The sequence below is a fragment of the Nitrosospira sp. Nsp11 genome (genome assembly GCF_900142705.1).
Taxonomy (GTDB): domain Bacteria; phylum Pseudomonadota; class Gammaproteobacteria; order Burkholderiales; family Nitrosomonadaceae; genus Nitrosospira.
This window is the reverse complement of the sequence record NZ_FRBV01000001.1, coordinates 174,252-198,975: the sequence shown is the minus strand read 5'-3', so window position 1 is coordinate 198,975 and position 24,724 is coordinate 174,252. Positions and strand designations below refer to the sequence as shown.

The 24,724-nt window shown below is 52.5% G+C and carries 23 protein-coding genes and 1 tRNA gene; 20 read left to right on the top strand and 4 right to left on the bottom strand.

Annotation, left to right across the window (positions count from 1 at the left end; translation table 11 throughout):
* Positions 1–196 precede the first annotated feature (196 nt).
* The 7 genes from aroA to BUA28_RS01015 all read left to right on the top strand — a co-directional run bounded on the left by aroA (position 197) and on the right by BUA28_RS01015 (position 6,878).
* Positions 197–1,510 (top strand): 3-phosphoshikimate 1-carboxyvinyltransferase, encoded by a 1,314-nt coding sequence (gene aroA / locus BUA28_RS16125; RefSeq protein WP_256598189.1) that lies wholly within the window; start codon positions 197–199, stop codon positions 1,508–1,510.
* A 39-nt stretch (positions 1,511–1,549) separates the two neighbouring features.
* Positions 1,550–2,230 (top strand): (d)CMP kinase, encoded by a 681-nt coding sequence (gene cmk / locus BUA28_RS16120; protein WP_256598188.1) that lies wholly within the window; start codon positions 1,550–1,552, stop codon positions 2,228–2,230.
* Between the two features lie 389 nt (positions 2,231–2,619).
* Positions 2,620–4,335 (top strand): 30S ribosomal protein S1, encoded by a 1,716-nt coding sequence (rpsA, locus tag BUA28_RS01040; protein ID WP_072766290.1) that lies wholly within the window; start codon positions 2,620–2,622, stop codon positions 4,333–4,335.
* 9 nt (positions 4,336–4,344) lie between these two features.
* Positions 4,345–4,629, top strand: a complete 285-nt coding sequence (locus tag BUA28_RS01035; RefSeq protein WP_072766289.1) for an integration host factor subunit beta — start codon at positions 4,345–4,347, stop codon at positions 4,627–4,629.
* A gap of 160 nt (positions 4,630–4,789) precedes the next feature.
* Positions 4,790–5,047, top strand: a complete 258-nt coding sequence (locus BUA28_RS01030) for a LapA family protein (RefSeq protein ID WP_072766288.1) — start codon at positions 4,790–4,792, stop codon at positions 5,045–5,047.
* A gap of 267 nt (positions 5,048–5,314) precedes the next feature.
* A complete protein-coding gene (pyrF, locus tag BUA28_RS01025) occupies positions 5,315–6,043 on the top strand; it encodes an orotidine-5'-phosphate decarboxylase (RefSeq protein WP_072766287.1) in 729 nt (242 codons plus the stop codon).
* Between the two features lie 247 nt (positions 6,044–6,290).
* Entirely contained in the window at positions 6,291–6,878 is a 588-nt protein-coding gene (locus BUA28_RS01015; RefSeq protein ID WP_072766285.1) for a CBS domain-containing protein, read from the top strand.
* Between the two features lie 125 nt (positions 6,879–7,003).
* Here BUA28_RS01015 and BUA28_RS01010 read toward each other — a convergent pair whose 3' ends face one another.
* Entirely contained in the window at positions 7,004–7,363 is a 360-nt protein-coding gene (locus tag BUA28_RS01010; RefSeq protein ID WP_072766284.1) for a dihydroneopterin aldolase, read from the bottom strand.
* Positions 7,364–7,786: 423 nt separating this feature from the next.
* Here BUA28_RS01010 and plsY point away from each other — a divergent pair, with 423 nt between their 5' ends.
* Complete coding sequence (gene plsY, locus BUA28_RS01005) at positions 7,787–8,380, top strand: glycerol-3-phosphate 1-O-acyltransferase PlsY (protein ID WP_072766283.1); 594 nt, start codon at positions 7,787–7,789, stop codon at positions 8,378–8,380.
* 6 nt (positions 8,381–8,386) lie between these two features.
* On the opposite strand, the gene tsaD is transcribed toward plsY, so the two are convergent.
* Positions 8,387–9,427 carry a tRNA (adenosine(37)-N6)-threonylcarbamoyltransferase complex transferase subunit TsaD gene (gene tsaD / locus BUA28_RS01000; RefSeq protein WP_072766282.1) on the bottom strand — a complete coding sequence of 347 codons (1,041 nt, stop codon included), beginning with the start codon at positions 9,425–9,427 and terminating at the stop codon, positions 8,387–8,389.
* Positions 9,428–9,577: 150 nt separating this feature from the next.
* On the opposite strand from tsaD, the gene rpsU reads away from it, so the two are divergent.
* The 5 genes from rpsU (at position 9,578) to BUA28_RS00975 (ending at position 14,660) form a co-directional block, all read left to right on the top strand.
* Positions 9,578–9,790, top strand: coding sequence for a 30S ribosomal protein S21 (rpsU, locus tag BUA28_RS00995; protein WP_004179462.1), 213 nt, complete (start codon positions 9,578–9,580; stop codon positions 9,788–9,790).
* A gap of 70 nt (positions 9,791–9,860) precedes the next feature.
* Positions 9,861–10,307: a GatB/YqeY domain-containing protein gene (locus BUA28_RS00990; RefSeq protein WP_072766281.1), complete on the top strand. Its 447-nt coding sequence runs from the start codon at positions 9,861–9,863 to the stop codon at positions 10,305–10,307.
* 139 nt (positions 10,308–10,446) lie between these two features.
* Entirely contained in the window at positions 10,447–12,228 is a 1,782-nt protein-coding gene (gene dnaG, locus BUA28_RS00985; protein WP_072766280.1) for a DNA primase, read from the top strand.
* Positions 12,229–12,322: 94 nt separating this feature from the next.
* Positions 12,323–14,551: an RNA polymerase sigma factor RpoD gene (rpoD, locus tag BUA28_RS00980; protein ID WP_072766279.1), complete on the top strand. Its 2,229-nt coding sequence runs from the start codon at positions 12,323–12,325 to the stop codon at positions 14,549–14,551.
* A 32-nt stretch (positions 14,552–14,583) separates the two neighbouring features.
* Positions 14,584–14,660: transfer RNA gene (locus BUA28_RS00975), tRNA-Ile, on the top strand.
* 134 nt (positions 14,661–14,794) lie between these two features.
* On the opposite strand, the gene BUA28_RS00970 is transcribed toward BUA28_RS00975, so the two are convergent.
* The gene (locus tag BUA28_RS00970) at positions 14,795–15,283 is read right to left on the bottom strand and encodes a DUF4385 domain-containing protein (RefSeq protein WP_072766278.1); all 489 of its coding nucleotides are present in this window, start codon (positions 15,281–15,283) and stop codon (positions 14,795–14,797) included.
* 705 nt (positions 15,284–15,988) lie between these two features.
* On the opposite strand from BUA28_RS00970, the gene BUA28_RS00965 reads away from it, so the two are divergent.
* Together BUA28_RS00965 and BUA28_RS00960 are read left to right on the top strand one after the other, a co-directional pair.
* Positions 15,989–16,240 (top strand): hypothetical protein, encoded by a 252-nt coding sequence (locus BUA28_RS00965; RefSeq protein ID WP_072766277.1) that lies wholly within the window; start codon positions 15,989–15,991, stop codon positions 16,238–16,240.
* A gap of 280 nt (positions 16,241–16,520) precedes the next feature.
* Complete coding sequence (locus BUA28_RS00960) at positions 16,521–17,414, top strand: hypothetical protein (RefSeq protein WP_072766276.1); 894 nt, start codon at positions 16,521–16,523, stop codon at positions 17,412–17,414.
* Positions 17,415–17,527: 113 nt separating this feature from the next.
* On the opposite strand, the gene nirK is transcribed toward BUA28_RS00960, so the two are convergent.
* Positions 17,528–18,922, bottom strand: coding sequence for a copper-containing nitrite reductase (gene nirK, locus BUA28_RS00955; RefSeq protein ID WP_178297832.1), 1,395 nt, complete (start codon positions 18,920–18,922; stop codon positions 17,528–17,530).
* A gap of 208 nt (positions 18,923–19,130) precedes the next feature.
* On the opposite strand from nirK, the gene BUA28_RS00950 reads away from it, so the two are divergent.
* The 5 genes from BUA28_RS00950 (at position 19,131) to BUA28_RS00930 (ending at position 24,719) form a co-directional block, all read left to right on the top strand.
* Entirely contained in the window at positions 19,131–19,889 is a 759-nt protein-coding gene (locus BUA28_RS00950; RefSeq protein WP_072766275.1) for a Stp1/IreP family PP2C-type Ser/Thr phosphatase, read from the top strand.
* Positions 19,890–20,059: 170 nt separating this feature from the next.
* A complete protein-coding gene (gene sucC, locus BUA28_RS00945) occupies positions 20,060–21,259 on the top strand; it encodes an ADP-forming succinate--CoA ligase subunit beta (RefSeq protein WP_072766274.1) in 1,200 nt (399 codons plus the stop codon).
* A gap of 1 nt (position 21,260) precedes the next feature.
* On the top strand, positions 21,261–22,139 hold the full coding sequence (sucD, locus tag BUA28_RS00940) for a succinate--CoA ligase subunit alpha (RefSeq protein ID WP_072766273.1): 879 nt from the start codon (positions 21,261–21,263) through the stop codon (positions 22,137–22,139).
* 42 nt (positions 22,140–22,181) lie between these two features.
* Positions 22,182–23,093, top strand: coding sequence for a CobD/CbiB family protein (locus BUA28_RS00935; RefSeq protein WP_072766272.1), 912 nt, complete (start codon positions 22,182–22,184; stop codon positions 23,091–23,093).
* A 102-nt stretch (positions 23,094–23,195) separates the two neighbouring features.
* A complete protein-coding gene (locus tag BUA28_RS00930; protein WP_072766650.1) occupies positions 23,196–24,719 on the top strand; it encodes a helicase HerA-like domain-containing protein in 1,524 nt (507 codons plus the stop codon).
* The last annotated feature ends 5 nt before the right edge of the window (positions 24,720–24,724 follow it).

Here is a 24,724-nt window from a genome sequence, read left to right as displayed (position 1 = left end):
TATTCAAGCCGTGCGTCCAGCATCCGCAAGTATTGTAAACCAGGAACGGCGCTGCTTCTTAACGCTGATACTGCATTGAATCTCATTAACGCTGACACTGCATTGAATCTTAAAGAGAGGGCAGGATAATGTTCGAGTCTTCATGCAACCCTTATTCATATCGACGAAGATGACCCCACGACCTATAAGGCACGGCGTGAGTTTTATTGATCTCCCGGCAGTCAAGACTGCTCAGGGCGCGGTGCGCTTGCCTGGCTCTAAAAGCATTTCCAACCGCATACTATTGCTTGCTGCATTGGCCGACGGCGCGACAGTCATACGTGATCTGCTTATTTCCGACGATACGGCGCGGATGCTGGAGGCACTTGAGGCGCTGGGTGTGCCCATCGTCCGGATCAATGAAAATAGTTATCGGGTGCAAGGCATAGGCGGACAGTTGCCTCTCCGTTTTCCCGTCAGTGAAGCGAGTTTATTCCTGGGCAATGCAGGCACGGCTTTCCGTCCTTTGACGGCCGTGCTGGCGCTGGCTCAGGGATATTACAAATTATCCGGTGTACCGCGCATGCATGAGCGCCCTATCGGCGACCTGGTGAGTGCGCTACGCCAGTGGGGGGCGGAGATAACCTATCTGGAAAATGAAGGTTTTCCGCCGCTTCAAATCAAGCCAGGGTGCATCCACGGAGAGGAGATAACGGTGAAGGGTGATGTATCCAGCCAGTTCCTGACGGGTCTGCTGATGGCTTTGCCCTTATCCGCAATGCGCTTCAATCATACGTCGACGATAACGGTGGCGGGAGAGTTGATCTCGCGACCATATATCGAGTTGACCATAGCACTGATGGCTCGTTTCGGCGTGCAGGTGGAGCGTGAGGAATGGCAGCGCTTCACTATGCGTTCAGGCCAACGCTATCGCAGCCCCGGGGAGATATTTGTCGAGGGCGACGCATCCTCCGCTTCGTATTTCCTTGCCGCCGGCGCCATCGGTACCGGCCCGGTGCGAGTAGAGGGCATCGGACAGGACAGCCTTCAGGGAGATGTCCGTTTTGCCGAAGTGCTGGAAGAAATGGGAGCGCGCATCAGCGTGGGCATTAACTGGATCGAGGCAAGCGCCCCAGCATCTGGTGGCCTGCGAGCCGTTGACCTCGACTGCAACCATATTCCGGACGCAGCCATGACGCTTGCGGTGGCGGCGTTGTTTGCTGCTGGTACCACCACGCTCAGGAATATCGCCAGTTGGCGGGTGAAAGAAACCGATCGTCTCGCGGCAGTGGCAAAGGAATTGCGCAAGTTGGGTGCAGTGGTGGAGGAGGGCGCGAATTTCCTGCGTATCACTCCGCCAGCCGGTAGGCTCACCAAGGATGCAGCAATTGATACGTACGATGACCACCGGATGGCCATGTGCTTTTCGCTGGCGTCTTTTGGCGCGCCTGTGCGTATAAACGATCCCCGTTGCGTCGCCAAGACTTTTCCTGACTATTTTGAAAAGTTCGCGGCCATAGCCAATCCCTGACCGGCAGAAGCCGAGTGAATTTTATTGAGGTTGTATTTCATGAATACTAATGATGTTCCCGTTATCGCCATTGATGGCCCTTCGGCTTCGGGCAAGGGTACGGTTGCGCAACGGGTGGCGGCAAAACTGGGATTTCACTATCTCGACAGTGGTGCGCTCTACCGGTTGGTGGCGCTGGCAACGATGCGTGCTAAGGTCGACCTGGCCGATGAAAGGACAATAAGCGATGTTGCCGCAGGCCTGGATGTCGTCTTTAAGGATGAAGAAATCCGACTGGGCAATGAAAGCGTCACCGATGCGATTCGCACGGAAGAGTGCGGCAACTCGGCTTCCAGAATAGCTGCTTATCCGCTGGTTAGAGCCGCGCTATTAGCGCGGCAGCGTGCATTTTGCCAGCTTCCCGGCCTGGTGGCGGACGGCCGCGATATGGGATCGGTCGTTTTTCCCGATGCCATTCTCAAAATATTTCTCACCGCAAGCGCTGAAACGCGAGCGCAACGGCGCCATAAGCAGTTGATGGAAAAAGGGATAGGTGCTAATATTGCCACCCTTTTGCAGGATATACGAGACCGCGATGCCCGCGACAGTAATCGGAGCGTGGCGCCCCTGCAGCTGGGTACGGATACAACGTTGCTGGATACGACTTTCCTCGATATAACACAAGCAGTGGATAGCGTACTAAAGCAATATACTGAAATCCGTGCAAAAGCCCGCAAATGAAGAATTGAAGTTAGCTGCGCCTGTCAATGCACTTGCATCATCAGGTAGGCAGCAGCCGCAGCGAGCGAGCCGAAAAAAAGAATAGAAAGTAAAAGAAGAATGCAGGCGCCGCAAACGCTACAGTATGATAATAGCACGTTCGACTAATACGTGTTATGGATAAAACGGTGCGTTATGGCGAAGATTCAGTTCTCGGCGCATGAGAAATAGTTGAAATATTGAAATAGAGTTGTCCAGGTAATTGATCAAGTAGTCAAGGAGTATGGCTGGTGCTGTCTGATCACGCTTTTTCCGAGCAAAAGGAGAGCGTGTTCTGATCGGGCACTTATTATTAACTTTTAACCCCGTCGATTTTCCTTGACGGGATCCCAAATCAGGTATCTTTTACAATGATTATCGCTTCCCCCGCTATAGATTCTTCCGAAAGTTTTGCGGCGTTATTTGAAGAAAGTCTTTCCCGCCAGGAAATGCGTGTCGGTGAAGTCATCACCGCCCAGGTTGTTCGTGTTGATTACAACATTGTGGTTGTAAACGCCGGACTGAAATCGGAAAGCTTCATCCCTGTCGAAGAATTCAAGAACGATAAAGGCGAAATCGAGGTCAAGGCCGGCGATTTCGTTAGTGTCGCCATCGAAGCGCTCGAGGATGGCTACGGCGAAACCCGGTTATCGCGCGATAAGGCCAAACGGCTCACGGCCTGGCATGACCTGGAGGCCGCGATGGAAAGCGGCGCCATTGTCTCCGGCATCGTAAGCGGCAAGGTCAAGGGTGGTCTGACTGCCATGATTAACGGCATACGCGCTTTTCTTCCGGGTTCGCTGGTGGATATCCGTCCGGTCAAGGATACGACGCCATACGAAAACAAAGAGATGGAATTCAAGGTCATCAAACTTGATCGCAAGCGCAACAATGTGGTTGTATCGCGTCGCGCGGTTCTGGAAGAAAGCCAGGGCGCGGATCGCCAAACGCTGCTTGCGAATTTGACGGAAGGTGCAATAGTCAAGGGTATTGTCAAGAACATAACTGATTATGGCGCATTCGTGGACTTGGGCGGCATAGACGGACTGTTGCACATCACGGATCTTGCATGGCGGCGAGTAAAACATCCTTCCGAGGTCATCAGCGTTGGTGATGAAGTGACCGCCAAGGTGCTTAAGTTCGATCAGGAAAAGAATCGCGTATCACTAGGCATGAAGCAATTGAGCGAAGACCCATGGGTCGGGCTCTCCCGGCGTTATCCGCCGCATACCCGCCTATTCGGAAAAGTCAGCAATCTGACTGATTATGGCGCGTTTGTTGAAATTGAGCAGGGTATCGAAGGGCTGGTGCATGTCTCTGAAATGGATTGGACCAACAAAAACGTGTACCCCTCCAAAGTGGTGCAGTTGGGTGACGAAGTGGAAGTGATGATCCTGGAAATCGATGAGGAGCGGCGGCGTATCTCGCTCGGCATGAAGCAATGCAAGGTCAATCCATGGGACGACTTTGCGATGAACCATCAAAAAGGCGACAAAGTGCGCGGGCAAATCAAGTCCATCACGGATTTTGGTGTTTTCATCGGATTGCAGGGCGGAATAGACGGGTTGGTGCATCTTTCCGATCTATCCTGGAGTCAGCCGGGTGAAGAAGCAGTTCGCAATTATAAGAAAGGCGACGAAGTTGAGGCCATGGTGCTATCCATTGATGTCGAACGTGAACGCATTTCGCTGGGTATCAAACAGTTGGAAGGCGACCCATTCAACAGTTTTGTCTCGATAAACGATAAGAATAGTCTCGTCAAAGGCACGGTCAAGTCAATTGATGCCAAGGGTGCGGTAATCGCGCTGGAGAATGACGTCGAAGGCTACCTGCGTGCATCCGAAGTTTCGCGCGACAGGGTCGAGGACATCCGCTCGCACTTGAAGGAAGGCGATACGGTCGAGGCAATGATCATCAATGTCGATCGCAAGAACCGCGGCATTAATCTTTCCATCAAGGCCAAGGATATGGCGGAAGAATCCGACGCCATGCACAAGGTCACAGTGGATAGTGCTGCGAGCGCGGGAACCACCAGTTTGGGCGCGTTGCTTAAAGCCAAGATGGATGTTAAAAATACTGAACAATAAAGGGCGTCCATGACAAAGTCTGAACTGATCTCGAGGCTTGCAGCCCGCTACCCGCAGTTGGGGGCGAAGGATGCCGAGCTTGCAGTCAAGGTGATACTTGATGCGATGGCCAAGAGTTTAGCGCAGGGACAGCGTATTGAAATTCGTGGATTCGGCAGCTTCGATCTCAACTACCGGCCGCCGCGTATCGGGCGCAATCCCAAATCCGGCGAGAAGGTCAAGGTGCCGGAAAAGTATGTTCCCCATTTCAAGGCGGGGAAGGAAATGCGTGAGCGGGTCGATAACAAAACCTGAAAAATCGTATTGGATGGGTAGGTATAATGACGGCAGGGTCGAAGGACCGTGCCGTTTTTTAACTTATGGCTGACGTGATTCAACCGATGCGATGCGCAGAGATTGGGGTATTTGCACGGTTTATGCTGTTAACGACGTCTGGCCCCGGGAAAAAGGAATCATGCGTTACCTGAGATGGTTCTTGCGCATCGCGCTGTTTCTGTTGCTGCTTGGCTTTACCGTGAGAAATGTCGAAACGGTAACGCTACATTATTATTTCGGTTATGAATGGCACGCGCCGCTGGTACTGATAATATTATTGTTTTTCGCCCTCGGCGTGGCTATTGGCATCGGATCCTGCCTCGGCAAGATATTCAGCCAAAGGCGGGAAATTTCGACATACAGAAAAAGATATCCTTCGCTGGATGAGCATCGATAAGATAAGGAAGCGTCAATCCGATCTGCCCGTTCAGGCAGGGCGGAAATGGTAGACATGTATAGATGCGCCGCCATCAACCCACGGCATTACTCTTGATCATCGTTTATCAGGTCCTTCATATGCACCGTCATGACGGCTGCTGGTGTCATCACCGCCTGCTGGCAATAACGCGAAGCTACAATATTTATCCGAAAGCTATCTATTGAATAGGAACTGAGCGGCTATAAATACGCTCGCCGAATTTATTGAGAACGCCTGACTGATCGTATGCGCGACCCAAGAATTATTATTGCCCTGGATTTTCCTGAGGCAAAACAGGCACTGGACCTAACGGCCAAGCTTGACCCTGCATCATGCAGGGTCAAAGTGGGAAAGGAGCTTTTTACCGCCGCAGGCCCGCAATTGGTCGAAAAATTGATGGATAACGGATTTGAGGTTTTCCTCGATTTGAAATTTCACGATATTCCCAGTACGGTGGCGGGTGCATGCAAGGCTGCAGCGGGGTTGGGCGTGTGGATGATGAATATCCATGCGCTTGGGGGGAGAAAAATGCTATTGGCAGCCCGGGAAGCCGTGCCGGCGGGAAAAACAAGGCTCATCGCCGTCACCCTCCTCACCAGTATGGGGCCGGAGGATATGGACGAGATTGGCCTCAAAGGCAGCCCTCAGGATGTGGTCCAGCGATTAGCCTTGCTGGCGCGCGACTGCGGACTGGATGGGGTGGTAGCATCGGCGCTAGAGGCGCCCATGCTCAGGAAAATGACGGGCGAGAATTTTTGCCTCGTCACACCGGGGATACGCCCGGTCGATGTTTCTCAGGGGGACCAGAAGCGGGTAACCTCTCCGCGTCAAGCGATTGAAAATGGCGCAAATTACCTCGTCATTGGCAGGCCTGTCACCCAGGCGGAAGACCCTGTACGGATGCTGCGACGACTGAACGAGGAAATCGGTGGATTGAAGGATGAGCAGGGGTTATCTTATGAAATTTCGCAATAACCCTGCGTTTGGTTGAATTTGAATTTCCCCGGTTCCTGCCAGAGCTTCCGTTTCTCCGATCTTTTTCCAATTATCACCCTCGAGTTTATGAGCTACCTCGGTTTGGCAGCCGTGATATATATGCTGCTTACCGAATTGACCCTTCGTCTCGTTGCGCGTAGAGTTCAAATACGGGAGGCTTGTATTGTATTTTCAGATTTCAAGCATTTCAAGCGCATCCCATCCACCACTACTGGAGGATAATGCCATGTCCGAATATCACCCTCTCCCTGCACAGCGTCTGGCGGGCGCTGTCCGGGTCGCCCGTCCCACTCCGCCTAAATCTGTCACTCTGATGTCGCCCGCCCTTGATGTGATGACCGACTTCCGTACTATCGAGGCGGGTACAACTGAACCCAATGAAACAATGGAATGCGCAAATACGCACATGATGGAACGAGGTATACGCTCCCTCTTGGTGCTAAACCAGGACAAGATTCTGGTGGGCATGATTACCGCGACCGATATTCTCGGTGAAAAGCCGCTCCGCTTCGTTCAGGAGCGCCGTATGAAACACAATGAAATTCTGGTCGCCGATATCATGACACCGCTCGATCGTATGGAGGCTATTCCGATCGAACAGGTTCGGCATGGCAAAGTCGCAAATGTTATTGCCAGTTTGCGCAATGCCGGACGGCAACATTCTTTAGTAATAGAGAACGATCCCGACGGTAATCTCGAGGTGTGCGGTATTTTTTCGTTGACGCAGATCGAGAAGCAACTTGGATCCGCAATTCTGCCTATAGAGGTGGCGAGGACTTTTACTGAAATTGAAGAAGCATTGATTGCACATTAGCGTGTGGGCGCGTTGCGGGGTAGTACGCGATCGATAGCTCCATTCAACTACCTTTGGCATATAATTACCCGCATCCGGGCCTGTATTAGCTGACTGGACGTTCCCAACCTGAAGCGTTCGCGTTTCTACGCGAGCTTCGATCCTCTTTCGATGCATATTCCTACTTTTTTCACGCCGCGTATCGCGCTGAGCTTCGCTACGCTGACTTTTATCCAGGGTGATTTGAATTCGGTCAAGACGATTTGGGCGATATGCTCGGCCAAGGCTTCCAGCAGTGAGAAATGTTTCTGCGAAAGAGTTTCGTTGATGCGTTGGACAATAAAGGCATAATCCAACGCATCCTCGATATTATCGGTTTGACAGGCCAGGCTTGTCACCATCCCGATCTCCAAATCGAGTTGGATGGTTTGTGCAGTGTTGAGCTCCCATGGATAGATCCCGATCAAGGTTTTGACCTTGATCTCGTGTAAAAAAATAATGTCCATATATAAAGTCTCTGAATAAAATCCCTGAGTTTGCCGGAGGGGCACGACGACTGTGTAGCAGCATGACAGGATCAGATTTTTCCTCGGGAGGAAAGCGAGCGCATAACAGCTGGCTCCGCTGATTCCTTGTTACAAGGAACCCGGAAAGTGAAGCTACCCATAGCCTTCCCTCTGCGCCCCCCTGTGTGAGGTAAGCTAAACCTGCTCTCTCTGATGTCGCAGTTACAAACGATAGCCTCAATTCCAGCAATAGCCGTGGCCGCGCTCTTGAAAGCGCTCAGATTCTACCAGTTCAGTTGTCAATTAAATCCTTATAGCATTTATTAAAGGCTTCAACCAGAAACAACGGCGCGCGTGGCCGAATTGATTTTCAAGTAGAATCACGGAAATTTTTATTCTGCCTGCAAAGATGCCGCTAATTAAATGATGCCGATGGCCCTTGTCCTGCTGGCCTATTTGCTGGGGTCCATTTCCTTTGGAGTGCTGGCAGCCTGGCTCTTCCACCTGCCCGACCCTCGTACATATGGCTCGAAAAATCCCGGAGCCACGAATGTGCTGCGCAGTGGAAAGAAAGCGGCGGCCGTGTTCACGCTGCTGGGCGATGTCGGCAAAGGTTGGCTGTCGGTCGCCTTGGCGCAACATTTTGCACTCGGTGACGAAGCGATTGCCGTAGTGGCGCTCGCGGCGTTTCTGGGCCATTTATTCCCGATATTCTTGCGTTTCAAAGGTGGGAAAGGGGTGGCGACGGCCCTGGGCGTATTATTGGGATTCAACCCATGGATAGGGCTGCTGGCGATCGCCACCTGGATTATCGTTGCTGCGATCTGGCGCTTCTCATCGCTGGCCGCTTTAGCCGCAGCTGGGTTCGCGCCACTTTACGCCGTATTTTTTTTCGGTTTTGAAGCACGCACCTTTGTCGTTTTTATCATGTCCGCGTTGCTCATCTGGCGGCATAAGTCAAATATCGCCAGCTTGATTGCGGGCGGTGAACCACGCATCGGCAAGCACAGCGCGTGATAATCATCACCCTGCGGCGTCCTGCATTTCCAGATCCCATCGTGCTTTTATCGTGAACCTATTATCCGGCTTTTTATTCCACGTTTCTGATGCCTGTAATCGCATCGCTCCCGCAAATGCGATCATGGCACCATTATCCGTACAAAATTCGAGTTCGGGAAAAAAAACAGTGGCACCCATTTTTTCGGCTTCCCGGCAGAGATTGCTCCGCAGGTGACAGTTCGCCCCGACCCCGCCTGCAACCACCAGTTGAGTAAGGCCAGTTTTTAAAAGTGCCGCCAACGACTTTTCCGTCAGCACATCAACGACGGCTTCCTGAAAAGCAGAGGCGAGGGCACCTCGGACTTGCTGGGTCAGGGGTTGTTTTCTGACCAGCGTCAATACTGCTGTCTTGAGCCCACTGAAGCTGAAATTAAGATCGCCGCTGCGAAGCATGGGGCGGGGAAGTTTAAATTGATTTGGTTGGCCTGACCGAAAAAATTCGTCAGCAAGTTTCGAGAGCGCCGGCCCCCCGGGATAGCCCAGCCCCAACAGCTTGGCGGTTTTGTCGAAAGCTTCTCCTGCTGCATCATCCACGGTTTCGCCGAGTAATTTATATAGCCCGAGGCCGCCCACTTCCATTAATTGTGTATGGCCGCCCGATACGAGCAGCGCCACGAATGGAAAAGCCGGTGCGGGATCGGATAACAGCGGAGACAGGAGGTGTCCTTCAAGGTGATGGACGCCCAGCACGGGAATTTCCAGTGCAAAACCCAGAGCGGCTGCGATACTTGCCCCCACGAGTAGCGCCCCCGCCAGTCCCGGTCCTTGAGTATAGGCGATGGCGTCGAGGGCTTTCAGGTCGAGCCCGGCCGCCGTAAGCGTTTGCCTGACGAGAGGCAATACCCGCCGGATGTGGTCGCGGGAGGCAAGTTCCGGCACCACCCCGCCATACTCTCCGTGCATTTCCGTCTGGGAATGAAGCGCGTGGCTCAATAGCCCGTGCTGAGTGTGATATAGCGCGACGCCGGTTTCGTCGCAGGATGTTTCAATGCCAAGTATGAGCAATGGAATATGGGAGAAATTACTCTTTTACGACAGCATTTGGCACTTGTTATATAATAGCGCGCTGTCTATAGTTAGATCAACCATACGATACGGTTTATCCAGCCCCTGTTTGTCAGTCATTTAACATTTCTAGAAAGGAACCAAATCTTCATGACCACCATTAAAGTCAAGGAAAACGAGCCGTTTGAAGTTGCCATGCGACGTTTCAAGCGTACCATAGAAAAAACCGGCCTGCTCACTGAGTTGCGTGCCCGGGAATTCTACGAAAAACCGACTGCCGAACGCAAGCGCAAGCTGGCGGCAGCAGTTAAGCGTACTTACAAACGTCTGCGCAGCCAATTGCTCCCTCCGAAACTTTATTAGTCAAAGTCAGTCGAAAAAACGATTAAAACTTCCATGATAAAATAATAAGCGCTGCCCGATCTGGTTTATTGTGGATCTGAAAAAACAAATCACCGAAGACATGAAGGCCGCCATGCGTTCAGGCGATACGCGGCGGCGGGATGCTATCCGGCTATTGCAGGCGGCTATCAAACAGCGTGAGGTGGATGAGCGTATCGAGCTGGATGACGCTGCAGTAGTCGCTGTAATCGAAAAGATGCTGAAACAGCGCAAGGATTCCATTTCCCAGTATGAGGCTGCTCATCGTCAGGATTTAGCCGATGTAGAGAAATACGAAATGGGCGTGCTGCAACATTATATGCCCCAGGCGTTGAGCGACAACGATGTGGAAAACGCCGTAAGCGAAGCAATTTCCGCTGCTGGCGCAAAAGGACAGCAGGACATGGGGCGGGTAATGGCCATACTCAAACCCAAACTTGCAGGGCGCGCCGATATGGGAAAAGTATCGGCTCTGGTCAAAACCAGGCTTATCGCCTGATAACGCAGCTTATCCCTGCAGGATTGCTGCAAAGGCTGTTACAAATATCGCGCGTATCGAGATTGCTGTAGTGTACCTGCTTTCAATAAAGTGCTTTCCTGCGCCCTGCGCTGGGGTAATATTGTTTAATCCACTATAAATGATTTCACAATCATTCATTCACGAACTGCTCAACCGTGTAGATATCGTTGATGTCATTGAACGAGACCTGCCGCTCAAGAAAGGCGGCGCAAATTATGCCGCGTGCTGTCCGTTTCATAGCGAAAAGACACCCTCTTTTACAGTAAGCACCACCAAGCAGTTTTATCACTGTTTTGGCTGTGGTGCTCACGGCAACGCCATCGGCTTCGTGATGGAATACAACGGCATGAATTTTGTCGAAGCGGTAAATGATCTGGCGGCCCGGATCGGGCTTCAGGTTCCTGTGCAACAAACGGAATCCCGCTCTGGAGCAGCAGAGTCGGAGTCGGCCCAAGACAAGCCGCAAGGAGGCCAAAACTCTTCCGGGGATTTGCTCGAGGTAATGAATGTGGCCACCCGGTTTTATCGGGAACAGCTCAAGCATTCGAAAGGCGCCATTATTTATCTGAAGAAGCGTGGCCTAACGGGCGAGACCGCTGCCCACTTCAGCATTGGGTATGCGCCGGCCGGCTGGCAAAACCTGGATGCCGTATTTTCCGGCGCCCCGACAAAGGCACAGAAAAACCTGCTGGTGGAGTCCGGGTTGGTCATTGCCAACGACGATGGTAAATACTACGACCGGTTCCGCGACCGCATCATGTTTCCCATTCTTAACCTCAAAGGAGCGATTGTAGGTTTCGGTGGTCGAGTGCTGGAACAGGGCGAGCCCAAATATCTTAACTCTCCCGAAACACCCGTGTTTCAGAAGGGCCGTGAACTCTATAACCTTTTCACGGCCCGCAGGGCAATCCGCATGGCGGGATGTGTCATCGTGGTAGAGGGATACATGGATGTAGTGGCGCTTTTTCAGCATGGCATCGAGTACGCAGTGGCCGCGCTGGGCACGGCGATAACGCCGTATCATGTCCAGAAACTTTTGCGTCAGTCCGATAATGTCGTATTTTGTTTCGATGGGGACAATGCTGGCAGGAAAGCGGCATGGCGTGCGTTAGAGGATAGCCTTGGGCAGCTTGTGGACGGAAAGAACGTCAGTTTTCTTTTCCTGCCCGAGGGTGAGGACCCGGATAGCTACGTTCGCAATTTCGGCAAGGACGCCTTTGAAGCCTTGTTAAAGCAAACATTGCCCCTATCCGTTTTCCTGTTTAGGGAACTGTCTGGGCGCACGGACATCAAAACCAGCGAGGGGCGAGCTAAACTGGTACAGGACGCGAAGCCGTTGCTCGCGAAGGTCACTGCGCCGGGGCTCGCGCTGATGCTCTTAAAAAGATTGGCGGAGATCAGCGGCCTCGATCAGAGGGAGCTGGAAGGTCTGTTAAAGATCAAACGTGTTTCAGCTTCCCGGTCGCGTGAAAGGGCGCCTCGACCACAACCCGCTTCACCTTACCGCTGGCTGATGCAGGTGTTGTTATACGACCCTGGCTATATCCAGAAGCTGGATAGAGAATTACTCATGCAGAACGAGGAATACGCTGAAGAAGTAGCAGCGCTGAAGGCCCTGGTTGAATTTATCGACACGCACCCCAACGTTGGAGGAAACACGGCAATACCTTCGGCTATCGCATATTTTCACGATAGTTCCCATCGCGTTCTCCTGGAAAAGGCTGAGAGCAATACGCTCACTTGGGATAGTGAAATAGACCTGGAAGCAGAGTTTTCCGGTGCAATGGCCCGGTTGCGTGAAATGAAACGTAAAGAACGAATGGCGACCTTACACAACAAGTCCTTGAGCACGCTTACTCCCGAGGAAAAACAGGAGCTCCAGCGGATGGCGCTCTCTTGAAGGCGATAGTCGGACAGTGTACGGACAGCGTTATTGAATCTTGATATAATAGAGAGTTTTCGAATTTCAACTGGCGATACTATTTGGAAAAGACATGGTAAAACCAAAATTACAAGTCAAAGCGGCGGTAAAGTCAAAGACCGGAGCTTCACTGGCTGCAGCTGCGAGTCGTCCTGATGACGTCCGGATGGCGGCCAAAAAGGAACCAAACGATATGAAGAAGTCGCCGAAAGGCCAGCCAAAAGAAGTGATGGCAAAAGCGCCGGTAAAAACGGCTGCGGAAACACTGGAAGACGATGTTACGACAACTACTGCAAAGTCGGGAGCTAAAGTCCCGGCCGCTGTGACCGAAATCGTGAGGCCGATGATGACCACCAAGGAACCGAGTCTGCTTGCTGCCAAAATAGGTAAGGTCAAGGCAGCAAAGGAAGGCAAGCTTGCCCAGTCGAAGGACGCAGAAAAATCTTCGCTTGCACCACAGGATCTCGAGGCGCGGCGTATGCGGCTCAAGAGCCTCATCGTGCAAGGCAAAGAGCGCGGCTATCTCACCTATGCCGAGATCAACGATCACCTTCCCGATGATATGCTCGATGCCGAACAGATCGAGAATATCATCAGCATGATCAATGGCGTCGGCATTTCTGTTTATGATGAAGCGCCGGACGCGGAAACGCTGCTGATGTCGGAGACCGCACCCACAGTGGCCGATGAGGATGTAGTGGAAGAAGCCGAAGCGGCACTTTCCACTGTGGATTCAGAGTTTGGGCGCACTACCGATCCGGTACGTATGTATATGCGTGAAATGGGGTCGGTTGAATTGCTCACGCGCGAGAGTGAAATCGAGATAGCGAAACGTATCGAAGATGGCCTGAAGCATATGATCCAGGCGATTTCCGCCTGTCCGACAACCATAGCCGGAATTCTCGATCTCGCCAATAAGGTGGCGAAGGATGAGATGCGCATCGATGAGCTGGTTGACGGGTTGCTGGACCCCAATGCCGAGGAATTGCTCAGGGAAGAAATCTCCGATGAGTCGCTGGAGCAGGAACTGAGCGCCGAAAATGGGGAAGACGAAGACATTGCCGCGATAGCCAATGCCAATTTGCTCAAGTTGAAAAATGACGCGCTGGAGCGTTTCGCTGTAATTCATAACGCCTATATAGAAATGCAGAAGGCGTTGGAGAAAAAAGGACCGGGTAACAAAGCCTATAAAGACATACAGGAACAGATTTCAGCCGAACTCATGGCTATTCGTTTCTCGGCAAAGATGGTCGAGAAGCTTTGTGACACCCAGCGTGGGCTGGTGGATGAAATGCGAACCTACGAGCGCAAGATCCTGGAGCTCTGCGTAACCAAGGCCGCGATGCCGCGTAACCACTTTATTAAAGCTTTCCCTGGTAATGAGAGCAACTTTGACTGGGTAGACAAGGAAGTCGCACTTGGCAAACCATATAGCCAAGCGCTGGAGCGTTTCCGGCCGGATATCGTTGAGCAGCAGCAAAACCTGCTGACGCTGCAGCAGCAGGTCGGCATCCCCTTGAAAGACCTCAAGGAAATCAATCGTCGCATGTCCACGGGTGAAGCCAAGGCACGCCGGGCCAAGCGCGAAATGACCGAAGCCAATTTGCGGCTGGTGATTTCTATCGCCAAAAAATATACCAACCGAGGATTGCAGTTTCTTGATCTCATTCAGGAAGGCAATATCGGGCTGATGAAAGCAGTGGATAAATTCGAATACCGGCGAGGTTATAAGTTTTCGACTTATGCGACCTGGTGGATTCGTCAAGCCATTACCCGTTCCATCGCCGATCAGGCGCGCACGATACGCATTCCGGTGCACATGATCGAGACCATCAACAAGATGAACCGCATTTCACGCCAGATTCTGCAGGAAACCGGACAGGAGCCGGAACCTGCCCTGCTGGCAGAGAAAATGGAAATGCCGGAAGAGAAAATTCGTAAAATCCTCAAGATTTCCAAAGAGCCGATTTCAATGGAAACGCCTATAGGCGACGACGAAGATTCGCATCTTGGGGATTTCATCGAGGATGCCGCTACCATGGCGCCCGCCGACGCGGCGGTATATGCCAGCCTGCGGGATGTAACGAAAGACATTCTCGACTCGCTGACGCCGCGTGAAGCGAAAGTACTGCGCATGCGTTTCGGCATAGAAATGAACACTGACCATACACTGGAGGAAGTCGGCAAGCAATTCGACGTGACCCGTGAACGCATTCGGCAGATCGAGGCCAAGGCATTGCGCAAACTGCGCCATCCTTCCCGTTCTGAACGCCTGCGCAGTTTCCTGGATACCGAGGGTTGATAAGTTCGGTATTTACTGCTGGTGTCTAAAACGGGTCTGTAGCTCAGTTGGTTAGAGCAGGGGACTCATAATCCCTTGGTCGTTGGTTCGAGTCCAACCAGACCCACCATAAATTGAGGAGTACATGCGCGTGCGCATGTACTCCTGATTCTTTAAAAATGTTGCCGAGTGTGTGAAGAATTTCACTTCATGTAAAACATACTTAACTTTTTGACTGGCCATAGCAGGGTTTGATCGTTAGAATTACCCATATTTCTCGCGCCACGCTTTCTTCCAGGAAGCGTAGTCTGGATGCGCTTCGGCCTGCTGCCATTTCTTGTAAAAAATAACCGCACTTTTCGCTTTAGCTGGATCTCCAGTACCTCTCTCCTTCAAAGCGTAATCCTTGGTTTTGTCATATTTAACGCCACCCTTGAAATTTGCATATCGCCGTGCTCGGGTATATCCCATCTGCAGGAATTTCCTTGCAAGATCAGCGCCAACAAAATCCCGGGCTTTTAGGTAGCTTTCAAACATCTCATAAAGAATTGTGCTGCTGGTAATTGCTATTTCCGGCGTTCTAAACTGCCAGTGGGGCGTTAATTCGCTTTTGTAGGGCTCGCATATCAGCACACCCTGCTCGCCTTTGCCCACCTGATATTTTTCGGGCTCCTTCCGATAATCGATATCTGGTTTCCAGGGATAGCTTTCCTTATTAAAATCCAAATACGATAGCTTGCGTTGTTTTGTCACAATCTCTCTTGAACTCCGGAATGGCCCTATCTGTACTCGAACTGAAGGATGATCATTCAGACTGGCTCTCGAAATAAGTGGCGGGATTCAAGAAGCGGTTTGGGATCGCCGCCCTGGCGTGCAACAATCCCCGATTTCCTTCAAACTGTAACCATCCCCGGCGTTAGCATCGAGATCGCTTCGCCTCGTCCATGTGCCTCGGCGATCTGGGTCAACGGTTTCGGTGGTCCCTGGACGGCAGGTATTTCTTGTTGGGGAAGCATCTGAATTGAAAGTGTGCCGCAGGCCCGACACAAATTCATCAGAACTCAAAAAAACCTGGTTCTTCAATTTCTCCCACGGCCCGACTGATTTCTCCCGTCTGCCACAAAATCTATGTAACGCCGTATGGCCTCGCTACGATGCTCCGAAAAGGCATGTTGAAAGGCTGTCACAGCTATGGCAGATAACAAGACCGGACCCCCGAATCTCCCTGGCATTAGGAGGTGTTGAATTGTGGCCGCCTCTATTCCAAAAAAGACTCTCACCCAGCCCGTCCGTAAAACCACCTTTAAAAAGTGGTTTTATATGCTATAAATAACCATGGCGGCCAGCGGACGAAATTTCCAGTAGTTGGCGAACCTAAGGATATAAGTAAGGCTGTCCAACTATGGTTGACGCTGGTTATTTGTTTATAGCGTGTTGCGCATAGTAGAGGAGGTTCAAATGAAAACCGCAAAATTGTTATTGCTATCTTTGGTAACCACTGTTGGCTTCTCTTTCCCTGCTGCCTGGGCTGGAGAACCTAATACCGCAGTTTTTGGGAATGAACAGTCTCAGGTTAAATCTGATAGGAATGCTAATTCGAAGGCGACACAGGGACGCGATTGCCCTCCCGAAATGAGTCATGAAAACGATGCCCAGCATACGGGAACCCAGCATAGTGAAGGACAGCATCGTGGAGTTCTAAAGGAGTAACGCCGCGGCCATCAATTATCGTGCAAGTTAATAAAGATTTCTTATTGGCGCCCCTGAATTCTAAGCCGGGTTCAGGGGCGCTTTCTCATGAGCTTTCCCGTGTTTCAGCCGCTATGCCCTTTCCCTGGATCCCCTGAGCGAAACCTCTAGTGTCCTTGCATTTTTCAGGATCTTGGCTATCGTTAACAGAGCTGACCATGTAATTATCGATGCGATTTTAGTGACAGCTTGCACTGGGCTGCGGCGTTTCGAGGAACTGGTCTTTCTAGAGGAGACGAAGATGAAAAATAAATTAATCGTCTGGATCGCTGGATTCGGATTGGTAAGCGGAATGGTTGGTTGCTCCAGTACACCCACCGTCTTTACCGATATTGACGTTCCGGGGGCGGTGTCCACTCATCCGCGTGGCATTAACAACGCCAGCCCGGCGGGATCCGCTTCCATTGTTGGGTACTATGTCGATAGGGCCGGAAATATCAAGGCGTTCCGACGGGATTCCCAAACCGGTTTTGCCACGCTTGTCATCGATGAGGCCATCGAGGTTAAAGCGTTTGACATCAATAATTCCGGACCCGGCGAGATTGTGGGTACCGTTCGCGACGCATCCGGCCAGCGTGCTTTTCTGCTGGATGGCGGCGTTATTTCCTACCCTGGCGATCCCTTTATCCCCAGTGCCTACGGCATTAACGATGGCGGGCTCATCGTCGGCTCCTTCTCGGACATGGCAGGAAGGAATTACGGTTTTACCTTTCCGCCTGGGCCCGGCGCTCCCATCATTGTATTCAACGACCTTTCGACGCAGACCTTTGGCATTAACCACACGCGAAGAATGGTAGGGACGGTGCAGGAGGCTACGGGTGAATCCAGCGCTTTTTATTTGTCTGGACCTGACATTGCAAGCGCCGCGCGCATCGTTATCCCGGGCGCCACCAGAAGCGACGCTTACGGCATCAACGATGCCGAAGCACCGGAGAAGGTCAAGCACGTCGGGACCTACACCAGGAATGGGATTGACCGAGGGTTTATATTTACGGAAGCGCGAGGCCTGGAAACATTTAATGTTCCGCGAGCAAAGCATACACGCGCATTCGGCATCAATGACGCAGGAGAGATCGTAGGGGAATATGTTGATTCCTACGACCACACGCACGGCTTTCTAGGGACCTTTCGCTGATCGAAACCATCCCCGCTTGCGGGGCTTTTGGATGGTAGTAGCGTGAGAAGCTTCGAGCTGATGCGTAGCGGCACTGCTCAAGGCTATATTTCGTCTCTGCCTCGCCGCCAGCATTATTCCCGGCGTCCGGATGTAGCGCCGGTCTTTTCGCTGCTGTTGAATATTGCCGGGCTTGGCTTGCCATTAACTGTCAGAAAGCCCGACAGCCCTTTCTCCATGCGCGATAGCGCGTGGTCGACCAGGATATATTGACCAGGATAATCCACCTTGAACTCCACTATGGTGGCGCCTCCAGGCGGGACAAGCGTGGTTTGTACGTCGGTTAGTCGTGGACTGGTCAGCGAAGCGTGATCATATACCTTATCGAACACCTCCCCGATGACGTGAAAACTCGACGTTAGATTGGGACCGCCCACCCCGAAGTATATCCGCACGTTTTCGCCCACGTTAGCTTTCATTTTGTACGTTTTTGTGAGCGCATCCATGTTTCCATTAAACATAAGGTGACCCGGATTCTCGGCAAGAAGTTTTTCAAGCGAAAACTCATGCAAGCCTGGCGCCCCATGCCGCTGCGCGGTGTAGAGTTCTCCCTGCATTACGTAGAATTCCCGATCGACTTCGGGCATACCGCCTTCAGGCTCAACCAGGATCATTCCATACATACCGTTTGCAATGTGCTGGGCGACCATGGGGGTCGCGCAATGATAAACGAACAGTCCTGGATGCAGTGCTTTGAAAGTGAAGCTCTTGTTCTGGCCCGGCGCAACCTGGGTGACTGCTGCGCCTCCGCCTGGACCCGTAACCGCGTGGAAATCTATTGAATGAATATGGGCGCTGTTTTTTGCATTGCGCAGCTTGACGGTAACCGTATCGCCCAACCGTACGCGCACAAACGGGCCCGGGACTTTGTTGTTGAAGGTCCAGTATTTATAGGTACTGCCATCCGAGAGGCGGCCCTCGATCTCGGTGGATTCGAGATCCAGCATCACGTGTTTTGGCCCACGGTTACCGACAGGTTCGCCTACGGCATGGGGATCTTGTGCGACGTCTATTGCACCGCTTTTTGCGCGCTCCTCCGGGGTGCCCACGATGAGTTGACCGAACATGCCAGCGGCCTTATGGCCAGGCAGCGTGCAGAGGTATTCAAAGTTACCGGTATGGGTTGCGCGGAATACTATGGTGGTGGCCGCGCCTTTTGCCGTGATATTGCCGGACTTCGCGCTGAATTCGGGAATGGCAATATCGTGGACGGCGCCGTCGCCGTTGATCAGGTTGATCTGGACAACCGCGCCTTCGGGTACCTTCAGATCGGGGTTGATCTTGCCTGCAATGGCATCGGTTTCGCCGACAAAGACCAGTTTGCCGTCCGCGATGTCGGTGCGCAACGTAAAGGTAACATCAGGCGTGTAAGTGACAGCATCACTGCCGTGATTGTGTTCGGCGGCAAAAGATAGCGAGCCGAAGCCCGGTATACAAACCGCCGCCAACAGAAGGATCAATGCTCGCATGCTTTTTCCTTTGACAAGTTGGACATGGCAGTACCCGTAACTGTGGATATTTCCGCGAAGCTCGCCTTCTCGGTAAGAATACCCGCTTTAATTAGAACTGTATATCCGCTCAGTATGTCGAACGATGTGGATGGTTGATCAGGTGCTATCGGATGTATTTGCCCAAGGCTATGAATTCCCTGGATTTTGATCGCCTGGATACTACTATATGATCAAGCTAATCTCGGCAGGCGCAACTGACATAGGACTGTTGCGCAAAAATAATGAGGATGCCTACCTGGTGATGCCAGAAGCCGGGCTTTTTGCAATCTCGGACGGGATGGGCGGCGCGGCGGCGGGTGAAATTGCCAGTCGTTATTTTATTGAAACGGCGCAAGCTGTTTTTTGCAGCCGTGCTCCTTCATTCAGTGAAACAAACCATGAACTCGCCCGAAAAGTCTTCAGGCGTTCAAATGAGCGGATATTCGAACATACTGCACAGTATCCCGATGACGAAGGGATGGGATGTACCGGTGATCTTCTCGTGTTTGATGGGGATGGATATGTTGTCGGTCACGCCGGAGACAGCAGAATCTACTTGCTGAGGGATGGCATCTTGCGGCAGTTAACCAAAGACCACTCCTTTGTGCAACGCCTGGTGGACAATGGAACCCTGACACCGGAGGAAGCGAAACACCATCCGCGGAAAAACATCATCACGCAAGCGCTTGGGATCGATCCCTCAGTGTCGTTCGATATTCTGGAGGGCGCGGGGCTCAGTCACGACATTTTTCTGTTATGCACGGACGGGCTAACGGATATGGTCGCTGATTCTGCGATCCAGGATATCCTCGTTTCCTCGATATCGATCCAGCACAAGGTTAAAGCGCTGGTCGCGGCGGCTATAGCTGCAGGGGGAAGAGATAATGTGACGGTAATACTATGTGAAGTATATATCGATCAGGATTCAGCAGATTTACCAGTATGAAAGGCTGTGATTACGCCGATCGATGATGCTGGCATGTAACCCAACAATTCGGGAGGGATACCCTGTCGCAAATACATTATCCGTGTCGGTAATCGGTAACTACCGCCTTCTTCACGCAACGTCGCTAAACGAATAGGATATACTTGGTTTTCCGCATTACCGGAGTGGCCATGAAAATCCACGAATACCAGGCTAAACAGATTTTACGGGGATTTGGCGTTAACACGCCCCAAGGGATCGGCTGTTTTAGTGTTGAGGAAGCGGTTGAGGCTGCCAGAAAGCTGGGTGGTAGCGTGTGGGCGGTTAAAGCGCAGATTCACGCCGGGGGGCGTGGCAAGGGCGGTGGCGTAAAAGTAGCCAGGTCACTTGATGAGGTAAAACAATTCGCTGAGAAAATACTGGGTATGACGCTGGTTACGCACCAGACTGGCCTGCGCGGCCAAGTCGTCCGGCGTCTTCTGGTAGAGCAGGGGATTGATACCCGAAGAGAGTTGTATATCGGCCTGGTAGTTGATCGAAGTAGCCGGCGCGTCTGCCTGATGGCCAGTTCCGAAGGGGGAATGGACATCGAGGAGGTCGCGGCGAGGAATCCGGAAAAGATTCACAAAGTATTGATCGATCCGCTCGCCGGGCTAACCGTCCAGGATGCTGACGACATTGCCCGCAAGATCGGCATCGCGGAAACAGCGGTGGAAGAAGCACGGATTCTTTTGCAGAGCTTGTACCAGGCCTATGACAGCACGGACGCTTCATTAGTCGAAATCAACCCGCTGATTCTTACCGCCGAGGATCATATCATCGCGCTCGATGCGAAGATGAGTTTTGACGACAATGCGCTCTTCCGCCACCCTGACATCGCTGCCCTGCGGGATCTGGACGAGGAAGACCCGGCGGAGATCGAGGCATCCCAGCATGGTCTCTCCTATATCTCCCTGGACGGCAACATTGGTTGCCTGGTTAATGGCGCGGGTCTGGCGATGGCAACCATGGATATCATCAAGCTCTACGGTGGAAATCCGGCCAATTTTCTGGATGTCGGCGGAGGTGCTACCGCCGAAAAGGTGGCGGAAGCGTTCAAGCTGATGCTACGCAACCCCAAGCTGCAAGCCATACTCGTAAACATATTCGGCGGGATCATGAAGTGCGACGTGATCGCGGAAGGGGTGGTGGCGGCGGCGCGGGAACTGAAGCTGAACGTTCCGCTGGTGGTGCGCCTCGAAGGAACCAATGTGAATCTGGGCAAAAGAATCCTGGGTGAATCCGGGCTGCGGATAATTTCCGCAGGGAATATGGCGGATGCTGCGGAGAAGGCTGTCATGGCGGCACAGTGGACAGCGCCAGCAACAGAATTTGCAACAAAAGGAGTGTAGTATGGCTATCCTCATCGACCGCCATACCCGTGTCATGACTCAGGGTATTACCGGTAAAACCGGGCAGTTCCACACCCGCATGTGCCGGGATTATGCCTACGGAAAGAATTGTTTTGTCGCGGGGGTGAATCCAAAGAAAGCAGGCGAGGATTTCGAAGGCATCCCAGTTTTTGCTACCGTCCAGGAAGCAAAACAGGCAACCGGTGCGACGGTTTCCGTCATTTACGTGCCGCCGCCATTTGCAGCCGCTGCCATAGACGAGGCCGTGAACGCGGAGCTGGACCTGGTAATCTGCATTACGGAGGGCATCCCGGTTCGCGACATGCTGCGCACCTGCCACAAGATGCAGGGACGGAAAACCCGGCTGATTGGTCCCAACTGTCCAGGCATTATCACACCCGGCGAAATCAAGATTGGCATCATGCCGGGTTACATCCACAAGCAAGGACGCGTGGGCGTAGTATCGCGTTCCGGCACGCTCACTTATGAAGCTGTGGCGCAACTGATGGAGCAGGGATTGGGCCAGTCCACCTGTATCGGCATTGGCGGTGACCCGGTGAATGGGTTGAAGCACCTTGATGTAATGAAATTGTTCAATGACGACGATGAAACCGATGCGGTTTTGATGGTGGGTGAGATCGGCGGCTCCGATGAGGAAGATTGCGCCCGCTGGGCCAAGGAGCACATGAGGAAACCATTGGTGGGCTTTATTGCAGGTGTTACCGCACCGCAGGGCAGGCGCATGGGGCACGCCGGCGCGGTCATCTCCGGTGGTAAGGGCACGGCACAGGAAAAGCTCGCCCTCATGGAAGAGTGCAGGATTAAAGTAACGCGAAATCCTGCCGAGATGGGCAAGTTGCTCAAATCAGTGTTGCGATAATATATAAGAACGGAGTTCAGAAACCTGTATGATTTTTTCGCAATGACCTTTTTCTCCTTGATCTCCGCTTTTCTGCTGGACCAGTGGCGTCCAGGCAGCGATCGCAATCGTTTCGTTTTGCTCTTTCTCTCCTATGCGGACTGGCTGGAGCAATATTTCAATACCGGCGCGCGCCGCCACGGCATAGCGGCCTGGATCGCCGCAATAACGCCGGTACTGATACTCTGGGGTTGGGTCTACTATTTATTGCATGGCCTTAACCCCTTGCTGGGGTGGGCGTGGAATGTAATTACGCTTTATCTCACCATGGGATTTCGCCAGTTCAGCTATTCATTCACGGAAATCAAGGATGCGCTCAAAAATGGGGATTTGCTCCTCGCTCGCAAGTTATTGAAGGAATTGCACGGAGTCAAAGCGGACAAGCTTGACAGCCAGGAAATCGCGCGGGTTACCATCGAGATGGGGCTTGTCTATTCGCACCGTTATGTATTTGGGATTATTGTCTCCTTTGCCGTCCTGCCAGGACCGCTGGGCCCGGTGTTGTATCGACTGACGGAATTATTGAGTGAGCGTTGGAGTGACCGCCCTGACGCTTTTGGGGACTTTGCCGCAAAAGCATTCGAGATAATCGATTGGCTTCCGGCAAGGTTGACTGCTTTGAGTTTCGCCATTGCAGGGAATTTCGAGGATGCGGTTTATTGCTGGCGTGCGCAGGCGGCATCATGGGTGGACCAAAACCAGGGCATCATTCTCGCCAGCGGCGCCGGCGCCCTTGGGGTTTGCCTGGGTGATCCGTCCGAAGAAGCCGGTGGCAAGCATTATCGTCCCGAACTGGGTGTAGGCGAAGAAGCCGACATGGACTTTCTGCAAAGTACCGCAGGCCTGGTTTGGCGTACCCTGGTGTTGTGGCTTCTGCTGATTCTAATGCTGGAAATTGCCGGTTGGGCCGGGTAAGCAAAAAGAGCAGGTTGCCGGATTGCAAAAGCAGCATTACTGATGCATTCAAGTAATGCCGGATCGACCCTGAACAATACCAGAGCAATCCCTGAGGTTTTCATGACAAATTTGTTAGTAATCGCCCGTTCGGACCGGGCGATCGGGTTGCTACCCAATTTCGCCAATCGGCATGGGCTGATTACCGGTGCGACAGGTACTGGCAAAACCGTTACCTTGCAGGTGTTGGCCGAGCGATTCTCATCAATCGGGGTGCCGGTATTCATGGCTGACGTCAAAGGCGACTTGGCGGGGCTTTCCGCTCCAGGCGAGGGTTCGCCAAAACTGACGGAGCGGCTTTCGCATCTCGGACTTGATCAGCCGCAATGGATGGCATGTCCTGTTTCATTCTGGGACGTCTACGGAAAAGCAGGTCATCCTGTCCGTACAACGATTTCAGATATGGGACCGCTGTTGCTCGGGCGGTTATTCAACCTGAACGACACGCAGCAGGGCGTGCTGACAATGGTGTTCAAGATAGCGGATGATAACGGACTACTGCTGCTTGACCTGAAGGATCTGCGCGTGATGCTGCAATTTATCGGCACAAACGCGAAGAATTTCACTGTCCAGTATGGCAACGTTTCAGCAGCCTCGATAGGCGCTATTCAGCGCGCATTGCTGGAGATCGAGCAACAAGGTGGAGATAACTTCTTCGGCGAACCGATGCTTGACATAAGCGACCTGATACAAACCGACAGCAATGGGCGTGGCATGATCAATATTCTTGCCGCCGAAAAGCTGATGAACTCGCCCAAGTTGTATTCAACTTTTCTATTGTGGATATTATCGGAGCTGTTCGAGCAACTTCCCGAAGTTGGCGATGAAGGAAAGCCACAGCTGGTGTTTTTCTTCGACGAGGCCCATTTGCTGTTTAGCGAAGCGCCCAGGGCGTTGCTGGAGAAAATTGAGCAGGTGGTGAGATTGATACGCTCCAAGGGAATAGGGGTATATTTTATCACGCAGAGCCCGCTGGATATCCCCGAAAGTGTTTTAGGCCAGCTTGGCAACCGGGTACAGCACGCATTGCGCGCGTTTACTCCGAGGGACCAGAAGACAGTCAGGTCCGCAGCCCAAACCATGCGCGCCAATCCCGGTTTTGATACCGAAAAGGTGATCACCGAGCTTGCTGTCGGTGAAGCTCTCGTGTCGTTTCTGGATGAGAAAGGGCGTCCCACCATGGTTGAGCGTGCGTTTATTTTGCCGCCGGGATCGAGAATTGGCCCCATTACCGATGCGGAGCGCGTGGCCATCATCAGATCGTCAGTTATTTTCGGTCATTACGAACAGATAGTGGATCGCGAGTCGGCATACGAAATAATCAGGAGCCGTACAGCCGTAAAACAGAATGCAGAAAGTGAGGCAGACCCACAACCGGCCAGGACGGGCTCAACGGGCGCCAGCGGTGGCGTGATGGATATATTGGGCGATATACTGCTCGGCAAGACAGGTCCGCGCGGAGGGCATCACCCCGGCATTCTCGATACCCTTGCCAAAAGCGCAGCTCGCTCCGCTGGTTCACAGGTCGGCCGCGAGATCTTTCGAGGCGTTTTAGGTGGTATCTTCGGAGGCGGGCGCAGGCGTTGACGATT